Annotated in this window: 17 protein-coding genes; 2 read left to right on the forward strand and 15 right to left on the reverse strand. The window is 63.4% G+C overall.

All coding sequences use genetic code 11. From position 1 onward, the window contains the following. Positions 1-104: 104 nt before the first annotated feature. The 7 genes from FOZ76_RS16050 to FOZ76_RS16080 form a co-directional block, all read right to left on the reverse strand. Positions 105-1,064: a Bug family tripartite tricarboxylate transporter substrate binding protein gene (locus FOZ76_RS16050; RefSeq protein ID WP_143949270.1), complete on the reverse strand. Its 960-nt coding sequence runs from the start codon at positions 1,062-1,064 to the stop codon at positions 105-107. 12 nt (positions 1,065-1,076) lie between these two features. Beyond that, positions 1,077-1,547 (reverse strand): MaoC/PaaZ C-terminal domain-containing protein, encoded by a 471-nt coding sequence (locus FOZ76_RS16055; protein ID WP_143949271.1) that lies wholly within the window; start codon positions 1,545-1,547, stop codon positions 1,077-1,079. Positions 1,548-1,598: 51 nt separating this feature from the next. After that, positions 1,599-2,783, reverse strand: a complete 1,185-nt coding sequence (locus tag FOZ76_RS16060) for a thiolase C-terminal domain-containing protein (RefSeq protein WP_246129555.1) — start codon at positions 2,781-2,783, stop codon at positions 1,599-1,601. 5 nt (positions 2,784-2,788) lie between these two features. After that, on the reverse strand, positions 2,789-3,199 hold the full coding sequence (locus FOZ76_RS16065) for a Zn-ribbon domain-containing OB-fold protein (protein WP_143949272.1): 411 nt from the start codon (positions 3,197-3,199) through the stop codon (positions 2,789-2,791). Next, positions 3,196-4,017, reverse strand: a complete 822-nt coding sequence (locus tag FOZ76_RS16070) for an enoyl-CoA hydratase/isomerase family protein (protein ID WP_143949273.1) — start codon at positions 4,015-4,017, stop codon at positions 3,196-3,198. The genes FOZ76_RS16065 and FOZ76_RS16070 overlap by 4 nt, the downstream gene beginning before the upstream one ends. Positions 4,018-4,087: 70 nt before the next feature. Beyond that, entirely contained in the window at positions 4,088-4,900 is an 813-nt protein-coding gene (locus tag FOZ76_RS16075) for an enoyl-CoA hydratase/isomerase family protein (protein ID WP_246129556.1), read from the reverse strand. A gap of 205 nt (positions 4,901-5,105) precedes the next feature. Continuing rightward, positions 5,106-6,293, reverse strand: a complete 1,188-nt coding sequence (locus FOZ76_RS16080) for a CaiB/BaiF CoA transferase family protein (protein ID WP_143949274.1) — start codon at positions 6,291-6,293, stop codon at positions 5,106-5,108. A 416-nt stretch (positions 6,294-6,709) separates the two neighbouring features. On the opposite strand from FOZ76_RS16080, the gene FOZ76_RS16085 reads away from it, so the two are divergent. Next, positions 6,710-8,380: a sigma-54 interaction domain-containing protein gene (locus FOZ76_RS16085; RefSeq protein WP_342781879.1), complete on the forward strand. Its 1,671-nt coding sequence runs from the start codon at positions 6,710-6,712 to the stop codon at positions 8,378-8,380. Position 8,381: 1 nt separating this feature from the next. Here the strand turns inward: FOZ76_RS16085 and FOZ76_RS16090 are convergent, their stop codons facing one another. Continuing rightward, the gene (locus tag FOZ76_RS16090; protein ID WP_143949276.1) at positions 8,382-9,560 is read right to left on the reverse strand and encodes a CaiB/BaiF CoA transferase family protein; all 1,179 of its coding nucleotides are present in this window, start codon (positions 9,558-9,560) and stop codon (positions 8,382-8,384) included. Positions 9,561-10,116: 556 nt separating this feature from the next. On the opposite strand from FOZ76_RS16090, the gene FOZ76_RS16095 reads away from it, so the two are divergent. After that, the gene (locus FOZ76_RS16095; RefSeq protein ID WP_143949277.1) at positions 10,117-11,106 is read left to right on the forward strand and encodes a Bug family tripartite tricarboxylate transporter substrate binding protein; all 990 of its coding nucleotides are present in this window, start codon (positions 10,117-10,119) and stop codon (positions 11,104-11,106) included. A gap of 76 nt (positions 11,107-11,182) precedes the next feature. On the opposite strand, the gene FOZ76_RS16100 is transcribed toward FOZ76_RS16095, so the two are convergent. From FOZ76_RS16100 to FOZ76_RS16130, 7 genes are read right to left on the reverse strand one after another with little or no spacing between them, the layout of a single operon-like run. Beyond that, a complete protein-coding gene (locus FOZ76_RS16100; protein WP_246129558.1) occupies positions 11,183-12,271 on the reverse strand; it encodes a CaiB/BaiF CoA transferase family protein in 1,089 nt (362 codons plus the stop codon). Continuing rightward, complete coding sequence (locus FOZ76_RS16105; protein WP_246129560.1) at positions 12,255-12,938, reverse strand: 3-hydroxyacyl-CoA dehydrogenase family protein; 684 nt, start codon at positions 12,936-12,938, stop codon at positions 12,255-12,257. The genes FOZ76_RS16100 and FOZ76_RS16105 overlap by 17 nt, the downstream gene beginning before the upstream one ends. Beyond that, positions 12,935-13,810 (reverse strand): 3-hydroxyacyl-CoA dehydrogenase family protein, encoded by an 876-nt coding sequence (locus FOZ76_RS16110; RefSeq protein WP_143949280.1) that lies wholly within the window; start codon positions 13,808-13,810, stop codon positions 12,935-12,937. Before FOZ76_RS16110 ends, FOZ76_RS16105 begins: the two co-directional genes overlap by 4 nt. Then, positions 13,807-14,985: an acyl-CoA dehydrogenase family protein gene (locus tag FOZ76_RS16115; protein ID WP_143949281.1), complete on the reverse strand. Its 1,179-nt coding sequence runs from the start codon at positions 14,983-14,985 to the stop codon at positions 13,807-13,809. Before FOZ76_RS16115 ends, FOZ76_RS16110 begins: the two co-directional genes overlap by 4 nt. A gap of 49 nt (positions 14,986-15,034) precedes the next feature. Beyond that, positions 15,035-15,781 carry an SDR family NAD(P)-dependent oxidoreductase gene (locus tag FOZ76_RS16120; protein ID WP_143949282.1) on the reverse strand — a complete coding sequence of 249 codons (747 nt, stop codon included), beginning with the start codon at positions 15,779-15,781 and terminating at the stop codon, positions 15,035-15,037. Between the two features lie 3 nt (positions 15,782-15,784). Beyond that, complete coding sequence (locus FOZ76_RS16125; RefSeq protein ID WP_143949283.1) at positions 15,785-16,555, reverse strand: enoyl-CoA hydratase/isomerase family protein; 771 nt, start codon at positions 16,553-16,555, stop codon at positions 15,785-15,787. A gap of 7 nt (positions 16,556-16,562) precedes the next feature. Then, entirely contained in the window at positions 16,563-18,362 is a 1,800-nt protein-coding gene (locus FOZ76_RS16130; RefSeq protein ID WP_342781880.1) for a class I adenylate-forming enzyme family protein, read from the reverse strand. Between the last annotated feature and the right edge of the window lie 56 nt (positions 18,363-18,418).

Here is an 18,418-nt window from a genome sequence, read left to right on the forward strand (position 1 = left end):
CTCTCTTTATATGGATGGGTTGAAGATCGTTGATCGCACGACCTGTCGAACGATTGCCGCCCGGCACGGCTGCATGCCTTGCATTGCAAAGCGTTCGGCGCCTGTCACTTTCTGGTCAGGTTGTTCTTTCGCACCACTTGCAACGACAGGTCGAGTTGTTCGCGCAGGTAATCGGTGAATTCGTCGGGATTCAATGTGGTGACGGAGATGTGGTGATCAGAGAGCGCGTTGGCGACGGTTGGACTCGCCAGCACTGCGCCGATGTTTTGGCTCAGCGCCGCTCTCGTCTCGGCCGGCATCCTGGCTGGCCCGAAGAAACCTCCCCAGGGGACCAGCGGCATGCTGGCATAGCCAGAATCGACCATTGTGGGAATGTCCGGAAACTGCACCAACCGCGCCGGCGTCGTGGTCATCATCGCGCGAAGCTTTCCCTCCTTTATGAAGCCCGCCGTCGTCGTGGGCGTCGCGAACATGACGTCGATCCTGCCACCCACCAGGTCGATGACTGCCGGCGGTTCGCTGTTGTAGGGAATATGGTGGAGAGCCAGCCCGGCCATGTCGATGAGCTGGGCCATCGCGATGATGGAGGACGAACTCCCGGACGCGTATGTGAGCCTGTTCGGATTGGTGCGAGCGTATTCGAGGAACGCTTTCACGTCCTGAAACGGCAGGCTGGCGTTGGCGACCAGCAGAAAGGGGAAGTCCCCGATCTTGATGATCGGCGATAGATCGGTAAGCGGATCGTAGAACGGCTCGGGATGGAACGTATTGATGCCAGTGATGGCCGTGTTGGTGGAGAACAGCAGGACATCACCTGCCGGCTCTGCCCTCATGACCTCCTTGACCGCGAGGAGGCCTTCCGCGCCGGGCTTGTTGTCGATCACCGCCGAACGTCCCAGCGCCTTGCCCAGATTTTCGCCGATGATGCGCGCCGCGGTATCGGTTGCGGAGCCTGCCTGAAACGGAACGACGATCCTCAAAGGCCTATCGGACGATTTTGCGATGCCCGCCAGAAAGGGCGAAGCCAGCATGGCGCCCAGAAGCGCTCTTCTTTGCATTTTCATTGCGTCGTGTCCTCAGTGCCCACGGCGGCGATAGAGCAGCGTCGCGGTCATTTCCTGCACCACTGAACCGTCCTGCTTGACGCATTGCCGCTGAAAGGTCACGACGCCACGATCGCTCTTGCTGCTTGCCTTCTTTTCGATGACACGCGATTGCAGCCTGATGGTGTCGCCGTGCCTGACCGGCTCGAGCAGGCGCCACTTGTCGATCTGCAGCAGCGCCAGCAAGGTTCCGTCGTTCAGGCCGCTGGCGTACTGCAGGCCGCCCATGATGGCGTACACCAGGGGGCCGTGTGCGATGGGTTCACCAAACGGCGTGTTCTTGCAATATTCGAAGTTCGTATGCACTTCGTTGAAATCGCCGGAAAGGCAGGCGAAGTTGACGATGTCGGTCTGCGTCACCGTGCGCGCAGGACTGACGTACTCCTGCCCGATCTCGAAATCCTCGAAGAACTTGCCACGTCCGATGAAATTCGTTGCCGCCATTGCATGACTCCTGGAAGATGGTTGAACACTGTCCTGTCGAACGCCTCACACCTAACCCTTATCGTTGGCGAGAATCACAGTGCAGTGAGACGACAGGATGCCGCCCTCGTTGTGCACCAGAGCCACCTGGGCGCCCTCCACCTGGCGGGCGCCTAGCCCTCCTCGAAGCTGCCTGACGGCTTCCACAATGCCGAACAGCCCGCCCGCAGCACCGGCGTGCGCATGCGAGAGCATGCCGCCGTGAGTGTTCACGGGCAGCGCGCCGCCGATACGCGCTTTGCCGCTCTCGAAGAAATGTCCACCTTCACCGCGCTCGCAGAACCCCAGCTCCTCCAGCTCGAGGGCTGGAACGATCGTGAAGCAGTCGTAAAGCTCGGCCAGGTCGATGTCCGCAGGGCTCAAGCCTGACATTTCGTAGGCGATCCGGCCCGACTCGGTGGCGCCGAACTCGGTCAGGCTGGCGGCGCACAGCAGGTGTTCGTGCGTGTGGTATTCGCCGATGCCCTGCAGGTACACGGGCTTTGCCTTGAGATCGCGGGCGCGCTCGGCGGACGTCACGATGAACGCCCCGCCTGCGTCCGAGATCAGGCAGCAGTCCAGCATGCCCAGAGGGTCGGCAATGGGCTTGGCCGTCAGAACGTGCTCCAGCGTTAACGGCGTCTTCATGTGCGCGTTCGGATGCAGCAAGGCGTGCGCACGAGTGTTCACCGCGACGTGGGCGAGCTGTTCGCGCGTCGTGCCGTATTCGTGCATGTGGCGCTGCGCGATCATGGCGTAGAAGCCCGGGACCGACGTGCCATAGGGCTGCTCGAAATAGGGGTGGCCCACCGCAGTGAGCGCAGCGACGGCGGCATCTCTGCTCTGCCCCGTGGCCCGGTTCTCTCCGGCACAGATGAGGATGGTCTCGGCCTGGCCGCTGGCGATGGCCTGCGTCGCGTGCTTGAGCATGACGGCCGGGCTAGCCCCGCCTACGACCATCGAAGCGTTGAGCCTGGGTTTGATGCCGAGGTACTCGCAAAGCACCGAGCCCAGCATGAAATACGGCTCGGTGAACGAGTATGCCGTGAGCACGCCGTCGATATCCGACACGCTCAAGCCGGCGTCGTCCAGCGCACGCTTGGCGGCCTGGGCGTTCAGCCCGAGCCCGGTCATGTGCGGCACTTTCCCGATGTCGGATTCGCCAACACCGACGATCGCCGATTTGTTCTTCAGTGACAGCGGTTGCTTCATGCTCATGCCGATCATCCGCCGGTCCGTTCGAACTGAGGAACCACCGCGCCGTCGCCGCGCTCCTCGAACACCACGCTCACCCTGTCGCCAATGCCGACCGACAAGGCGTCGTCGCCCAGGATATTGGCCACCATGCGCGGCCCCTCGTCCAGTTCGATCAACGCGGTAACGTAGGGGGTCGTGGCCGCGAAGGCAGGCAGCGGTGCACGTCGGATGATCGAGAAGCTGTATACGGTTCCCGTGCCCTTGCTCTGGACCCACCCCAACCGATTCGACCAGCATTCGGGACACAGATGGCGCGGCATGAAATGCAAGGCACCGCAATCCTTGCACTGGCGGATCAGCAGCTTGTGCTCGCGCGCGGCATTCCAGTACGGCAGAGAATCCGCGTTGACGACGGGTTGTGGCAGCGTCTGGCTCATTTCCCGGCTCCCTGCGTCGAATGCGCCGCCGCAAGGGCAGCGCCTTGAAAGTCGGCGCTTCGCCGGGCAAGCGCAGCCTCGAGACCTTCGCGAAACTCCGGGTTGGACATGGCGAGCGCCTGGCCGAAGCCTTCGAACGCCAGCATGTCGTGTAGCGAGGTCTCGAAGGTTCGGGCCATGATGGTCTTGGCCAGGCCCATCACTTCGGCGGGGCCTTGAGCCAGGCGCTTGGCTTCGCTCAAGGAAGCTTCGTGAAGCTCGCCGTCCGGTACGACTTTGGCCACCAGGCCCAGGTCGGCGGCCTGAGCCGCGGAAAGGCTGCCGCCGCTGAACAGCAGCTTCTTGGTGTTGGACATGCCGATCAGGCGCGGCAGGTGATACATGACCGCAATGTCCGGAATCGCGCCTAGCTTGAAGAAGCCCGAAACGAACTGCGCACTCTGCCCCGCAACGATGACGTCGCCAGTCAGCGCCAGCCCCATACCGCCGCCCACCGCGTGCCCGTTGACGCCGACGACGACCGGCTTGTCCAGCGTGATCAGCGGAGTCAGCCATTGGCTAAGGTTGCGAAAGCGCCGATGGACGGGCCAGGGATCGCAGGCCATCTGCAGATGGTGCAGGTCGCCGCCGGAGCAGAAGGTGGGGCCTTCGCCGGTCACAAGCACCGTGCGGACGGTGGTGTCGCCCGCGGCCAGCTCGACAGCCTCGCCGAGCTGCCTGCGCATCTCCATCGTCAGGGAATTGCGGCTTTTCGGATTCGTCAGCCGGATGATGAGTACGGACTCATCCTGCTGCGTCGTTACCAACTTGTCTGCCATGAATGAATTCTCCAGCTAGTGAATGTGCACGCCGCAAGGCCTTGCGGCGGCCTGCGTACCGTCGGCCTGCTCAACCGCGTCCATCCCGCACGCTCGCGGCAGGCGGCTGCCCCCGGACAACGCTCGCCAGTGCAAAAGCGTCCGCTTCATGCGCCAGCGCCCCCGCCATCGCCTGGTGCCAGCCGTGGCGATTGATCGACTTGGTGAGCATGAGCGCTTCGCGCGGCAGCTTCAGCAACTCGGCTGCCAGTTCGCCGCTGCGGCTCTGCAGCGCGTCGGTCGGCACGACACGACGCGTCAGCCCGCGCGCGCGTGCCTCGCCGGCGTCCAACGACCCTCCAGTCAACATCAGGTCGAGGGCAGCGGGAACGCCCAGCTTCGAGCGCAGAAGATGCGCGCACCCGCCATCTGGAATGAGCCCCAGGCGTACGAACGGAAACCGTAGGGTGGCGTCCTCGGACATGACCAGGATGTCGGCAGCGAGCGCCAGCGACGCCCCCCCTCCCACTGCCGCCCCCTGCACGGAAGCGATGACCACCTTGTCCATCTTGACGATCGCCTCGTGATGGCGCTGGGCGGTCATGATGCGCTCGCGCCATGCGAACGGTGCGCTCGGCATGTCGTTGTTATCGGCCCCGACGCAGAATGCGCGCCCTGCCGCCTGCAGCAGGACGACGCGGATACCCGGATCGTCCTGGATGGTCTGCAGGTGTCTGCCGAACTCGGCGCGCATGGCCGACGACAAGGCATTGAGCTTGTCGGGACGGTTCAACGTCAGGACGGCCAGGCCGTCCTTCTTGGCGAGCGTAACGAGCCCGGTACTGCTGGCATGGCTGTCCGATGGCGTTGGCATCAACATTCCGATCAAGAGTAAGGTCGACACCGTTTATGCAATTTAGATGCCAATATTTTCCCGGCCCATTCTGCCTGGTGCACGCAGCCCGGAACGCGGAGAGTGTCGTCGCGAAGCGCAATGCTGTACACAACAGGTACATCCCATCCTGGAATGTAGGTATTTATTGAAGCGGCTGGCCGATCCATGACAGGAGCAGTCCGCCGCCTTCGGCCGGACTGCCGGCACGGCCCGCCTAGACGCTGGCGCTGCCCTCCATCAGCAGCGAGATCTCGTGCTCTGACAGCCCAGCCCCGGCGAGCACCTCCCGGCTGTGCTCGCCCAGGCGAGGCGCCAGCCGGGTCACTTGGCTCGGTGTCTTCTCGAATTTGACCGGCGGCCTGACCTGCGTGAGCACGCCCTCGCTGGGATGCTCCTTCTGGATGAACATGCCGACAGCCTTCAGGTGAGGGTCGGTGAACAGATCCTCCAGGCTGTTGACGGGCGCCACGGGTATGTTCAATGGCTTGAGCGCGCTCAGCCATTCCTCGCTGGTGCGCTCCATCATGATGTCGCCAAGGATCTTGTACAGTGTTTCGTAGTTCTGGCTGCGGCTGTTCGGCGTTCCATACCGAGGGTCGGCAGCCAGATCGCCGCGATCGGCCAGCGCAAAGAAATCCTTCCAGTTCCTGTCCGTGTACGGGAGCACGCAGAGGTAGCCGTTCTTCGTCTTATGCGGCTTGCGCAGTTGGCTCAGCACGCGTGGGTATCCCGCGCTGCCGCTCTGCAGATCGAAGACTCGCTCCCAGAGGTGCTCGATGAGCATGAAGGAGGCAAGGGTTTCGAACATGGGCACTTCCAGGCTCTGCCCTTCGCCGGTGCGCTGCCGGTGAAACAATGCGGCGAGGATGCTGTGGGCGATGGTCAGGCCGGCCACTTTGTCGCCGATGATCGTGGGCGTGAAGCGCGGCTCGCCGGCCAGCAGGGCGTTCACGGAGCACAAGCCCGACACGCCCTGGATCATGTCATCGTAAGCAGGCTCGTTGGCATAGGGGCCGCCTTCGCCGAAACCATAGGCGCCGCAATAGACGATCTCGGGGTTGATTTCCTTGATCTTCGAGTAGCCCAAGCCGAGTTTCTCGATGACGCTGGGGCGCATGGCGTGCACGAAAACATCCGCTTTCGCAACCACGCGCAGCAGCGCCTGCCGCGCCGCGTCCTTGCGCAGATCGAGCACCAGGCTTTTCTTGTTGCGATTGACCGACAGGTGGATCGGGCCCATGGCCTTGCTGCGGCCCACGCCCATGTGCCGCATGATGTCGCCCTCGGGGCTTTCCACTTTGATCACGTCGGCGCCCATGTCGCCGAAGATCTGAGTCGCGTAAGGTCCCATCACGACCGACGTGAGATCGACGACGGTGATTCCAGACAGCAGCCCCCGCATGGCACTCCTCCACTTCAATTATCGATTTTGGTCGTTGGCGATGTATGCGTAGCGGACAGCGACGTCCGTACGCGACGCAGCTCCGCGAGCGCATCGCGGAAAACAGCGGGCACATCGCCCATGAAGAAAACGGCCGCTACGCTATGACGGTGCAGCCGGCCGAGTTCGACGCATCTATGGGTGCAACTTCCATGCCATTTTTCGCCGACTGCCGTGAGGCACAATGCCCGGTCTGGGCAGCGCGCCCTGCACCCTTGGCAGGGCGCCCGGACCCGGAAGTTCTCGGGTATGGACACACGGTCCCACGTGCCCTCGTGGAGTACACTCTCGCGCGGCTATGCCGTCACGAGCTACATGGCTACAAGAGCGTAGTGACGTTGATGATGTGAGAACATATGCTAAGAGACACGGAAGGCGTGCTCGTCGTTGACGAGCATGGAGACATCAAGTTTGCGGCGGGCCTGGGTACCGACCTGGTCGTCGCGCAGGCACTCGCCGGGGTTTGGAGAAATCGCGCGAGTGCGCCCATCAAGCGGTTGTTCGCCCTGCCTGACGAGGCTTACGGCTACAGCGCCGCTGCGCTCGTCACCGAGCAGGGCGGATGCTTTCTGATCTTCTCCGGCGACGCAGATGAACTGACGGAGTTCATTGCTGCTGTCGACTGTGCCGCGGACATCTTCAGGCATTTCATTACGAATCCCTACGAGGCGATGAACATCGTCGATTCGCGCGGGCACGTGCTCTACATGAGCCCGATACACGAGCGCTCGATCGGCCTGAAGCGCGGCGGCGGGATCGGCCTGCCGGTGCGCGGCGTGATCGAGAACACACGCCTGCAAGAGGTGGTGATCAGCGGCAAGCCGGAAATCGGCGAGATCCACGAGGCCAACGGCGTTACCCGCATCGTCTCGCGCGTTCCCATCTTCGACCGGCAGAAGAATCTGGTGGCCGCCATCGGACAGGTGATGTTCAAAGGTCCACAGGCCATCCCCCAGGCCATCCAGGACATCTCAAACGAACTGGCCCGCGTGCGCCAGGAGCGCGACTTCTACAAGCGCGAACTCTCCGGCATCCGCAATCGGTCGCACGGGCTGGATCAGATCGTGGGCAGCAGCAAGGCCATCAAGATTCTCAAGCAGGACATCCTGCGTGTGGCGCCACTAGACGTCCCCGTCCTGCTCGTGGGTGAAAGCGGGACGGGTAAGGAGCTGGTTGCGCATGCCCTGCACTTGCTCGGCCCGCGAGGAGACAAGCCGCTGACGCTGATCAATGCGGCGGCCATGCCGGCGACGCTGGTGGAGGCCGAGCTGTTCGGCTATGAAGGCGGCGCCTTTACGGGCGCAGACAAACGGGGCCGGAAGGGCAAGTTCGAGCTGTCCGATTCCAGCAGCCTCTTCCTCGATGAAATCGGCGACATGCCGATGGAAATGCAGGTGAAGCTGCTGCGCGTACTACAGGACGGTTCGTTCCAACGCGTGGGTGGCGACCGTCTCATGCGCTCGGACTTTCGCCTCATCTCGGCGAGCAATCGCGATTTCCGGAAGATGATCGATGAGAACACCTTCCGGCTGGATCTCTTCTATCGAATCAGCGCGGTGACGCTGCACCTGCCGCCGCTACGCGACAGGCTGGAGGATATTCCGGAGCTGGCCGAGGCGTTTCTCAAGGCATTCGCCGAACGCCACAGGGTAGCCAAGAAGTCCGTCGATGACGCCGTGATACGGTATCTGCAGTCGTGCCGATGGCCTGGCAATGTGCGCCAGTTGCAGCACGCACTGGAACGGGCTGCGATCTTCAGCGACGACAGCAAGTTGTCCATCGAGAGCTTCGGCGGCCTGGAAACCATGAGCGGCTCGGATCCGGCGGTAGGCTATCCACCGCTGCAGGCCGCTTCCAACGCCGCCCTGTCCGACGTACGGGAAGCCAAGCAGCGGGTGGAACTCCAGTTGATAGCCGACGCCATGGAGCGCACCGGAGGAAACAAGAAGCGCGTGGCTGAAGAACTCGGCATATCGCGCTCCTATCTCTACAAGCAGCTTCGTCTGTTGGAGGGCGGCCGCGAGCAGACCGGCCTCCGGTCGCGCTAGATCACCACGAGACAGCCCCGGCCTTGCGCAACTGCGATTGCCCAGTCTCGTCGATGCCCAGTTCGGCAAGGATTTCCCGCGTGTGCTGGCCCCGCCGCGGCGCCTGCTTCGGCGCTCCGGCGTCTGCCGGAACGCCCGGTATTCTTGCGATCGGCACGCAGCGCTCGCCGATCGGCGCGCTCGTTTCGAAGAGGCCCTGCTGCCGGACCTGCGCGTCGTCCAGGAAACCTCCGTAGTCCGAGATTTTGCCGCACACGACACCGTGCCTGTTCAGCGTCTCCACCCAATATGACGTCGGCTCGAGAGCGAAGATCCGGCCAAGGGTGGAGTTGATTTCGTCGCTGTGGCCGTGCCGGCCAGTTGCGGTGCTGAACCGCGGGTCGCTGGCCCATTCCTTCCTGCCGATCGCTGCACACAGCCCCGCGAACATGCGGTCGTGCAGCGACGTCACATTGATGTATCCATCCCGGGTAGCGAAAGTGCCGGCCGGAACGCTCAGCGCCTGCACGGCGCGGCCTTCGTTGAAGGCTTTGTCGATGATCGCCCCGCTCTGAATGGCGGCGGCGGCTTCGAGCAGTGAGACCTCCACCCGCGAGCCGCGACCCTGCGTTGCGCGCTGATAGAGCGCCGCGCCTGTGGCCTGCGCTGCATAGACGCCGGTTGCGATGTCGACCAGCAGGATACCGACCTTGCGCGGCGTTCCCTGGGCATCCCGGTTGACGACCATCATGCCGCTCATCGCCTGCAGCGTCGAATCGGAGCCGGGGCGATCGACATAGGGGCCGTCCTGGCCGAATGCCGAGACCGAGACATAGACCTGGTCCGGGCGATGCGTCGACAGCTCGCCATGGGAGAGTCCGAGACGGTCGATTACTCCGGGGCGAAAGCTCTCGATCAGCACGTCGGCCTGCAAGGCTAGCTTGCGCAGGATATTCCGGCCTGACGCCACGTGGGCATCCAGGCAGATCGAACGCTTACCGAGGTTGTAGCCGATGGAAAGCGCGCTCATGCCGTCGACGTGGTGACCGATCGTGCGGCTCCAGTCTCCCACCGGACCCTCTACTTTAATGACGTCCGCACCTTGCTCCAGGAGCAGCATTGCGCAGTACGGCCCTGCAATCCCTTGACTCAGATCGAGAACCCGAAGGCCGCGATACGGTTTGCACGTGGATGTGTGCATGGATTTTCATCCCCTGTGGCTCAACGCGGATGCGTGATGTTGAATGCCTCGCCAAATGAAGCGGAGGTCCGTTTCCTCAAGGCAACTTCCATACCACCTACGCAGCCAACGACATGCCGCGTCTCAATCCCGCCTGCAGGATGAGCCCAAACACACCAGCGTCCCTGCAAAAGCGGAGCGCCTGGCGAATCCAGGTTGCCTGCGAGAGTCGTGGTGGACCGCCCTGCGCTTGGGCCCGTGTCCAGACGTCGACGTCGAGGTGTCCTCTACACAGGCAGATGTGTTCTTTCGGCATGCAGGAAGGCACATTCTTTCGAATGATGAAACCGCAAACCGGGGACTTACATACCTACCTTCGCAATCACGAGATTGGCATGGACCTTGCCTTTTGTCGCACTTGCATCCAATCACACAAGGATGCCGGCCACGAGCTCTCGTCCGGGCTGCCATTGTTTCGCATAGTCCCGGATGAACAACGAACTTGTGTATACATCTACTCCGCCGCGACATGTCCATAACTACAGCGCGCCTATCAACCGAGGGGAAGGGATCAAGGATGATGAAATCAACGAACAAGCCAATCGGAAGACTGGTACTGACGGCAAGTATCCTGGCCATCATGACGAAAGCGTGGGCGGCCGATCCGGATTACCCGAGGGAGCCGGTCAGGATGGTCGTACCGTTTGCGGCGGGCGGACCGACCGACACCTTGGCCCGTGTTCTGGCCGACGCGATGTCGGAGCGGCTCGGACAGAGGGTCTTTGTGGAGAACAAACCCGGTGTGGGCGGAAATGTCGGAACCGCGCAATTCACCCGCATGCCGCCAGACGGATATTCACTACTCCTGACGACCAACGGCCCACTCGTCGCGAACCAGATGATGTTCAAGAATCTGGGTTATGACCCGCAGAAGGACCTCCAGCCTGTTTCATTCGTCGCCTATCTGCCCAATATGGTGGCCGTTCATCCGAGCGTGCCTGCGGCTTCGATCAAGGAATTGATCGCCGAGCTCAAGGCGCATCCCAAGAAGTACAGCTTCGCGTCAGGCGGAGAAGGCACCAGCACTCACTTCGCGGGAGAACTGCTCAAGTCGATGGCTGACGTACAGATGACGCATATTCCCTACAGGGGGGATGGCGCCTCCCTGCCCAATGTAGTTGGGGGCCAGGTACCTATCGTGTTCGGCAGCATCTTTGCCACGAAGCGCTTTGTCGACAGCGGTATGCTGCGGGGATTGGCGGTGACGTCACTAGATCGGGTGCCCTCGATGCCCGACGTACCGACTGTGGCCGAGTCAGGTCTTGAGGGATATGATCTGACCGCGTGGTATGGAGTCGTCGTACCGACGGGCACACCCGAGCCGATCCTCGAAAAGCTCAGCAAGACGATAGCCGAGGTCGTGACAGCACCGGATTTCCGTCAGAAGATAGAGGCCATGAGTGGAATACCCAGGAGCACCACGCCCGACGAGTTCGCCCAGTTCATAGAGTCTGAGCGTCCCAAGTGGAAGAAGCTCATCGAGGACTCGGGCATACAGATCAACTGAGGGATGCGATGAGCGGGCGGTGCAGCCGGGCTTGGAAGCCCGCTGCACCGGACATGCGTTCGGGCATGCGCCGTCGTCAGCCATGCTCACCCAAGGCCGGGGCGCGTGCGCTGCCGTGCGCTCGCAGGCACGCGGCAATGGGCACGGGCAAGGCCGGCATGGATGCGCCCTGCCGGTTGCCTACCCGCTGCGCGAACACGCCTCGCTCGACGAAGTGCGGGTCCAGCACGGCCTGCTGCAGGTCCACCACTTCACACACGCAGGTGTCGGCACCGGCCAGCACCTGCATCCACTCGGCGGCACTGCGGGTGCGGATAGTGTCGGCAATTTGCTCGCGCAAGGCGTTGCTATCGGGCTGTTCGGCCACTTCAGGCATCCCGATGCGCGTCACGAACGCGTGCCAGAACTTGTCTTCCAGCGGCGCCGCAGCGAGGAAGCGGTCGTCGGCAGTGCGGTATATCTGATACCGGCAACTCCCCCCGGTGACCTGTTCGGCGCTCCTGCGGGGCCATTGTCCTTGCTGCCAGCCGTTGCCCAGGCCCCAGTACATCAGAGGGAACAGGTTGTCAGCCATGGCGATATCCAGATGGCAGCCCTCACCGGAGGTTTCGCACTGCCGCAGGGCCAGCAGGATGTTCATGACCGCGGGATAGGCGCCGCCCGCGATATCCGCGGTCAGCGTGGGGGGGATCGTAGGCTGGTTTTGTGCATCACCGCTCAATGCCAGCATACCGGTCTGCGCCTGATAGTTCAGGTCGTGTGCTGCGATGCCCGCCTTGGGACCTGTCTGCCCGTAGCCGGTAATGGAGCAATAGATCATCCTCGGATTGATGCGCGCCACCGCGTCATAGCCCAGCCCCAGCCGCCGCATGACGCCGGGCCTAAATTGTTCCACCAGCACGTCAGCCTCGGCGATGAGCTGCTCGATACGCACGCGCTGAGCGGGGTCCTTCAGATCGACGGCCAGTGAGGTCTTGCCACGGTTCAACAACGTGAAGTTGACGCTGTCCGTGCCCAACTTGGGCTCGTAGGCGCGCATTTCATCGCCGTCCGGCCGCTCGATCTTGATGACCCGGGCACCGGCCTCGGCCAACAGCAGCGTGCACAATGGGCCCGGCAGCAGCGTGCTGAAGTCCAGTACCGTGACGTCACTGAGCGCGGGCATCGTCCGTCTCCGCGTTCTGGCGCAACCAGGCAACACGGGCCTGCCGCGCCGGCGCATAGGCCTCCTGTCCGAGCATCTGATACAGCGCTTGCGTCACGCGGTAGTGATGGTGCAGGCCTGTACGTCGCAACAGCGAGATGGGGCCTTCAGGATAACCCAGGCCCAACCGCAGCGTAGTGTCCATGTCCTCGGCGCTGGCCAGGCCTTCGTCCAGCCGCCTCAGCGCGGCGTTGTAGAAGGGGCGCACCAGGCGATTCAGGATACGGCCGGGAAAGTCGTTGCAGACCGCCACCACCAGGCCTGCTGCCTCGAACGCCTGGCGGGCGGCCTGCAGCGTCTGCGGGCGTGTGAAGGGCTTGCGCACCAACTCCACCAGCGGCGTGGGCTCGCCCTCGCCCAGGCGAAAGCGGGCGAATCCCACGACGTTGCCTGCCTGGCCGTCGTCCTCTTCGCCGGTATGGACTCCCAGGCACTCCGTATCCAGCTCGATGGCAACGAAAGGCGCTGCCTGCGCGTCTGCCTGCTCGCGTTGATAGCGCAGGCCCGCGTTCGCACCGAGGTAGACGCGGCTCGCACCGTCCGCCTGGGCCACCTGCAGGAACGCATGCGTGTCGGGAAAGGAAAAGCTCGATCCGGTATCGATGATTCGGTAAGCCACTTGGTTCACGCTCCGAAAATCTTGTCGCTGTCGTAACGATGGAAGCCAGTGCCACTCTTGCGGCCCAGGCGGCGCGCGCCGATCATGCGTTTGACCAGAGCGGGGCAGGCGGCACGCGGCTCGTGGGTCACGCCGTACAGAGCTTCGCACAGCAGCTTCTGGGTATCCATGCCCACCATGTCCAGCAGCTCCAGCGGCCCCAGCGGGTAGCCGAGTGCCGTCTTCACCGCGACGTCGATGTCGGCGGGCTCGGCGACGCCCTGGTCCACCAGGTTGATGACATCGTTGTGCCAGGGCACCAGAAAGTAGTTCAGGATGAAGCCCGGGGTATCCTGTGTGCGCACCGGCGTCTGCTTGAGCGCCAGACAGAAGTCCCAGGCCTGCTGGAATGCCTGCACGGAGGTGTTCAAACCAGGCGACATTTCTACCAGCTTCATCATCTGTGCCGGCAGGCAGAAATGCATGCCCACCACCTGCGCGTCGCGTCCGCTGCCGCCGGCGATCTCGGTGATGGAGATGGTCGACGTGTTCGACGCGAAGATCGTGTGCGGCGGGCAGATGCCGTTCAAGCGGCTGAACAGCTCATGCTTCACCGCGACGTCCTCGAATACCGCCTCGATGACCAGGTCGCAGTCTGCCAGGACCTCAATGTCGTCGGTGCCGTGCCAGTTCGCCAAAATGGCTTCGTCCTGGCGGGCAGCCAGCTTGCCGCGTTCGACCGACTTGCGCAGGAACGCCGCCGCCTGCTTGCGGCTTTGCTCCAGCAACTCGGCTCGCGTGTCGTATACGCGGGTCTTGAATCCGGCCCGCGCCACCACGATGGCGATGCCCGTACCCATGGTGCCGCACCCGACGACGCCCACTGTTTTGATCGTAGTCATGCGCTGTTTTCCTTCGACAAGAAGCTGCGTCCTATCAATTGACGATGAATCTGGTTAGTGCCCTCCCAGATCTGCGTGATCTTTGCGTCGCGCATCAGGCGCTCCACCCGGTAGTCCTGGCAATAGCCGTATCCGCCCATGAGCTGTACAGCCTCGGTGGCCATGCGCATGGCCAGGTCCGTCGCCTTGAGTTTGAGAATGGAGGCCTCGATCCCGATGTCCGATGCCTCATCGTCCACCATCCGGCCGACCCGCCACAGCCAGGATTCGCAGGTGGCCAGCTCGGCCGCCAGGTCGGCCACCAGGAACTGCACGCCCTGAAACTCCAGCACGCGCTTGCGGAACTGGCGGCGCTCGTTGATGTACGCGATGGCGTCCTCGAACGCGGCCCGGGCAATGCCCAGCGCGTGAGCCGCCACGCTGGGCCGCGACTTGTTCAGCGACGTCAGCAGAATGTGCAGGCCGTCGCCCGGCTTGCACAGCAGATTCGCACGCGGGATGCGGCAGTTCTCGAAGGACAGCGTAGCCGTGCTGGAAGCGCGCGTGCCCATCTTGCTTTCCACACCGATCACGTTCAGGCCGGGCGTGCCCTTCTGGACAACAGCCGCACTGATGGCTTTCTTGGGATCGTCGATGCCCACCCACTTGCCGAACAGCAGATAGACGTCGGCCACATCGCCGTTGGTGATGAAAGTCTTCTGGCCGTTGATCACGATCTCGTCGCTGTCTTCCTCGAGGCGCGTACGCATACCCGTGGCGTCCGAGCCAGCGGATGGCTCGGTGATGACCAGCGAGGCCAGTCCGCCCTCGGCGACGCGCGGCAACAGGCGCTGTTTCTGCTCGTCGCTGCCGAATTGGATTAGGGGCTTGATCGCATGGAAATTGGTGGCCCAGACGATGCCCGTCGACGCGCACGCCGCCGAGATCTCCCGCACGCAGGCGAGATAGCAGGAATAGGACAGGGGTGCACCACCATACGATTCGGGTATGAACATGCTGTTCAGGCCGAGCGCATTGATGTCGGCGACGTTCTCCCAAGGAAACGCGCCGCTGCGGTCCAGGGCGGCAGCCCTGGGGGCAATGCGTGTGCGCGCCAGGCCGCGCACCGATTCGAGCAGCATGGTTTCCTCCTCGCTCCATGGCAGGGAGGCATCCAGGCTTTGCAGTACATTCATCGCGTACTCCGGTACGTGTCCACGAAAGGCGGAAAGTGCAGGCTGGGCATCAGACGGCCAGGGGCTGTCCACCGTCCAGATAAATGGTTTCTCCTGTCAAGAAACGCGACTTGAGCAGGGCCAGCGATACCACCAGGTCGGCCACTTCGTGGGCCTGGGCAGGCGCGTGGCGCGGAATGCGCTTCTGCAGATGCCTGGCCAGCGGGCCCGTGGTCAGGAACTCGCGGTTGAGATCCGTCACGACATAGCCGGGCGCGATGTTCACCGCCTGGATGCCATCGTTCGCCCACTCCACGGCCAGGCAGCGCGTGATAGCGCCCACAGCCGCCTTCGAGGCGCAATAGGCCGTGTTCTGCTTGACGCCTAGCTTGTCGTAGAACGAACCCATGTTGATGATCAGACCGCCGCCGTTCGCCCGCAGCAGCGGATAGGCGGCCTGGCTGGCCATCAGCACCGAGGTGGCGTTCACGTGCAGCAGATTGTTGAACGCTTCGGGCGGCAGGCTGGCCGAGTCGCCATCGGTATGCAGCCCGGCGTTGTTCACCAGGCCGGCCAGACGGCCATCGCAGAGCCTGGCCATCGCCTCGAAGGCTTGCGCGATCTGCGCCGGATCGCCGACATCGCAAGCGGCGGCGTGCCAGCGTACCCGCACCTCATCCGGCACGTCGTCCAGGCGCGGCAATTCGCCAGAACGCGACAGGCAGCCCACTTGAAAGCCGCTGCGCGCCAGACCGAGTGCGATCTCGGCACCGATGCCACGGCTGGCGCCCGTGACGATGATGAAAGGATCGCTCATGGCTCAGGCATCCTTGAAAAGAGGTGCTCGCTTCTCGATGAAGGCTTGCATGCCTTCGGCCGCGTCGGCCGTGCGGTAGGCCAGGGTGGACAGATCGCGCTCGATCCGCAGGCCATGCTCCAGCGTCGTCTGCATGCCGCGCTGCACTGCCTGACGCGCCAGATCCAGGGCAGGCAGACCGTATTGCAGATAGGGCACCAGGAAGTCCCGGCCGATGCCCGCCGGCGTGCCTTCCTGTACAACGCGGTTGACCAGGCCGATGCGCTCGGCCTCGTCGGCCTTGAGCGTGCGGCCCGAGAGGATGAGTTCCAGCGCGCGGCCCTCGCCGATCAGGCGAGGCAGGCGCTGCGTGCCCCCGTAGCCGGGAATCAGGCCCAGCTTGATCTCCGGCAGGCCCATGCGGGCAGCGGGGGTCGCGACGCGGAATGTACAAGCCAGCGCCAGCTCCAGCCCACCGCCGAAGGCGTAGCCCTGGATGACAGCCACCGAGGGGATTCGCAGCCGGCTGATGCGCTCGAAGACCTCCTGCCCCAGGCGGGACCCTTCGTGCTCTTCATGCAGCGTGCGCCCCGTCAATTCGGGGATATCGGCGCCGGCGCAGAACGCCTTGTCGCCCGCGCCGACCACCACCAGGCCGCGCGCTGCGGAGCGCGCCACTTGAGCGATGGCCTCGTCCAACGCATCCAACTGCGCGAAGCTTAGGGCATTGAGCGCCTTCTGGCGATCCAGGGTGATGACGGCAATATCGCCGTCCAGTGCGGTGTTGACGGTCATATCGGCCTCAATGAGCGGTGGCGGCGGTCCGGTCGCGCCCTTCCCAGCGGACGGAAACGGGTTCGATCTTCTTCTCCTTCACCCATTGGACCAGTTCGCGCTTGAGAATCTTGCCGCTGGGCGTCAGCGGCAAGCTATCCAGGCGGATGAAGTACTCGGGCATGTCGTACTTCGACAGCCCGGCGTCGTACAAGTGGCTCAGCAGGGCATTGGCCTGCAGCTCCGTGCCGGGCTGCGCGATGATGGCCAGGCAGACGCGCTCACCCAGGCGTGCGTCGGCCACCGGAAAGGCCGCCGCCTTGAGTACGTCGGGATGCCTGTGCGCCAGATCCTCGATGCGCGCCGGATGGATGTTGTGGCCGCCGCGGATGATCAAGTCCTTCTTGCGCCCGACGATACGTATGCGCCCGTCTTCGTCCAACATACCGAGATCGCCGCTCATGAACCAGCCCGACGCATTGAACGACGTCTCGGTGGCGTCCTGGTTGCCGTAGTAGCCGAGCATGAGCAAGCCGCCCCGGCCACCGATCTCGCCGATCTCGCCGACTCCAGCCTCGCTGTCCGGGTCGTCCTGCTTCCAGATGCGGATCTCGTAGCCGCTGCACGCCCGGCCGCAGGTGGATACGACGGCCTCCGTGGGATCGGAAGGCAGCGTGTACTGGTGCGACCCGTTCTCGGTCATCCCATAGACGTTCTGCGGCGTGACGCCTATGCGCAGGAACTTCTCGGCCAGTTCCTGCGGAATGGTCGAACCGGCCATGTAGAAGGACTTGACGGCGCCGAGCTCGGGCAAGCCCCGCCGGCTCATTTCGACCAGCAGATCCATGGCATGTGTCGGCACGCCCATGACATAGGTGGCGCCGGTTTCGAGCAGCCAATCCAGGGGGCGCCACCCTGCGCCCGGCTCGTGCAGGACTAGTTCCATCCCGGCCACCAGCATCTGCTCTATGGCGACGGTGCCGATATGATGGCTCAAGGGGCTCAGGGACAGCACGATGGATTCCTTATCGTGATGCCAATCCTTCACGAGGGCCCGGCCGTTCGCCAGCAGCGTATTGTCGCTGTGCATCACCCCTTTGGGCGCCCCGGTGGTTCCAGACGTGAACGCCAGATACGTGATCTTGTCGGGATTCAGCGTCGGGGTGCTCAGGACCGAAGGCAGATCCGCCGCGCCGGGAAACGGTGTAGTTCCTGCAGGCACCGGCGCGCCGGTGCCCGCGGGCGGCACGGTATACATCCGCTTGAGCGATGGAATGTCCGCTGCGCTCGCGAAAATGTCATAGCGATCCGAATCGGCGCCATAGCCGGGCGTCACGAATAGCGCCTTGCAGCGCATCCGCTGCGCCAGTTCCACGACTTCTGCAACGGTGTAGTTCTGGTGCAGCGACGGGCAGAACACATAGCCGTTGCGCGAACATGCGAGAAACAGGACCACCACCTCGGCGCGGCTCGGTAGCCACGCGGCCACCCGGTCGCCTTGACGCAGGCCGGCCCGATGCAGGCTTTCGGCCACGCTGTCCGTATGAGCCAGAAGCTCGCGCCAGGTCAACCTGCGAAAAGGGTCGCGCAGCGCCTGCGCGTCGGGCCGGTCCCGGGCATGCTGGCGCGCGAGGGTGTACATAGTATCCGGTTGCCATATGCCGGAAACATAATGCTGACGCGCCTCTTGCGGATCATGCAGTGTCAGTAGCCTAGTCATGAACTCTCTCCGCCTCTCCATAGGCCATTGGTGGCCAGAGGCCGGACCGGGTTGTTTCCACGGGCACCTCGAGGGCAACGTTCGAACGATTCCGCGGCATCGATTCATGCATCACACGCGGCGCATACTCCAACCCGCCACGCCGCACCTCGGATGCGGTTTCG

Source organism: Verticiella sediminum (assembly GCF_007558815.1).
In the GTDB taxonomy this organism is placed as follows: Bacteria; Pseudomonadota; Gammaproteobacteria; order Burkholderiales; family Burkholderiaceae_B; genus Verticiella; species Verticiella sediminum.

What these genes read in the sequence shown, in the direction of transcription:
- FOZ76_RS16125 (WP_143949283.1), bottom strand. Translation starts at nt 16,555, where the DNA reads ATGACCGTCAACACCGCACTGGACGGCGATATTGCCGTCATCACCCTG.
- FOZ76_RS16115 (WP_143949281.1), bottom strand. Translation starts at nt 14,985, where the DNA reads ATGAATGTACTGCAAAGCCTGGATGCCTCCCTGCCATGGAGCGAGGAG.
- FOZ76_RS16120 (WP_143949282.1), bottom strand. Translation starts at nt 15,781, where the DNA reads ATGAGCGATCCTTTCATCATCGTCACGGGCGCCAGCCGTGGCATCGGT.
- FOZ76_RS16060 (WP_246129555.1), bottom strand. Translation starts at nt 2,783, where the DNA reads ATGAGCATGAAGCAACCGCTGTCACTGAAGAACAAATCGGCGATCGTC.
- FOZ76_RS16055 (WP_143949271.1), bottom strand. Translation starts at nt 1,547, where the DNA reads ATGGCGGCAACGAATTTCATCGGACGTGGCAAGTTCTTCGAGGATTTC.
- FOZ76_RS16095 (WP_143949277.1), top strand. Translation starts at nt 10,117, where the DNA reads ATGATGAAATCAACGAACAAGCCAATCGGAAGACTGGTACTGACGGCA.
- FOZ76_RS16100 (WP_246129558.1), bottom strand. Translation starts at nt 12,271, where the DNA reads ATGCCCGCGCTCAGTGACGTCACGGTACTGGACTTCAGCACGCTGCTG.
- FOZ76_RS16110 (WP_143949280.1), bottom strand. Translation starts at nt 13,810, where the DNA reads ATGACTACGATCAAAACAGTGGGCGTCGTCGGGTGCGGCACCATGGGT.
- FOZ76_RS16070 (WP_143949273.1), bottom strand. Translation starts at nt 4,017, where the DNA reads ATGGCAGACAAGTTGGTAACGACGCAGCAGGATGAGTCCGTACTCATC.
- FOZ76_RS16130 (WP_342781880.1), bottom strand. Translation starts at nt 18,362, where the DNA reads ATGAATCGATGCCGCGGAATCGTTCGAACGTTGCCCTCGAGGTGCCCG.
- FOZ76_RS16065 (WP_143949272.1), bottom strand. Translation starts at nt 3,199, where the DNA reads ATGAGCCAGACGCTGCCACAACCCGTCGTCAACGCGGATTCTCTGCCG.
- FOZ76_RS16090 (WP_143949276.1), bottom strand. Translation starts at nt 9,560, where the DNA reads ATGCACACATCCACGTGCAAACCGTATCGCGGCCTTCGGGTTCTCGAT.
- FOZ76_RS16080 (WP_143949274.1), bottom strand. Translation starts at nt 6,293, where the DNA reads ATGCGGGGGCTGCTGTCTGGAATCACCGTCGTCGATCTCACGTCGGTC.
- FOZ76_RS16050 (WP_143949270.1), bottom strand. Translation starts at nt 1,064, where the DNA reads ATGAAAATGCAAAGAAGAGCGCTTCTGGGCGCCATGCTGGCTTCGCCC.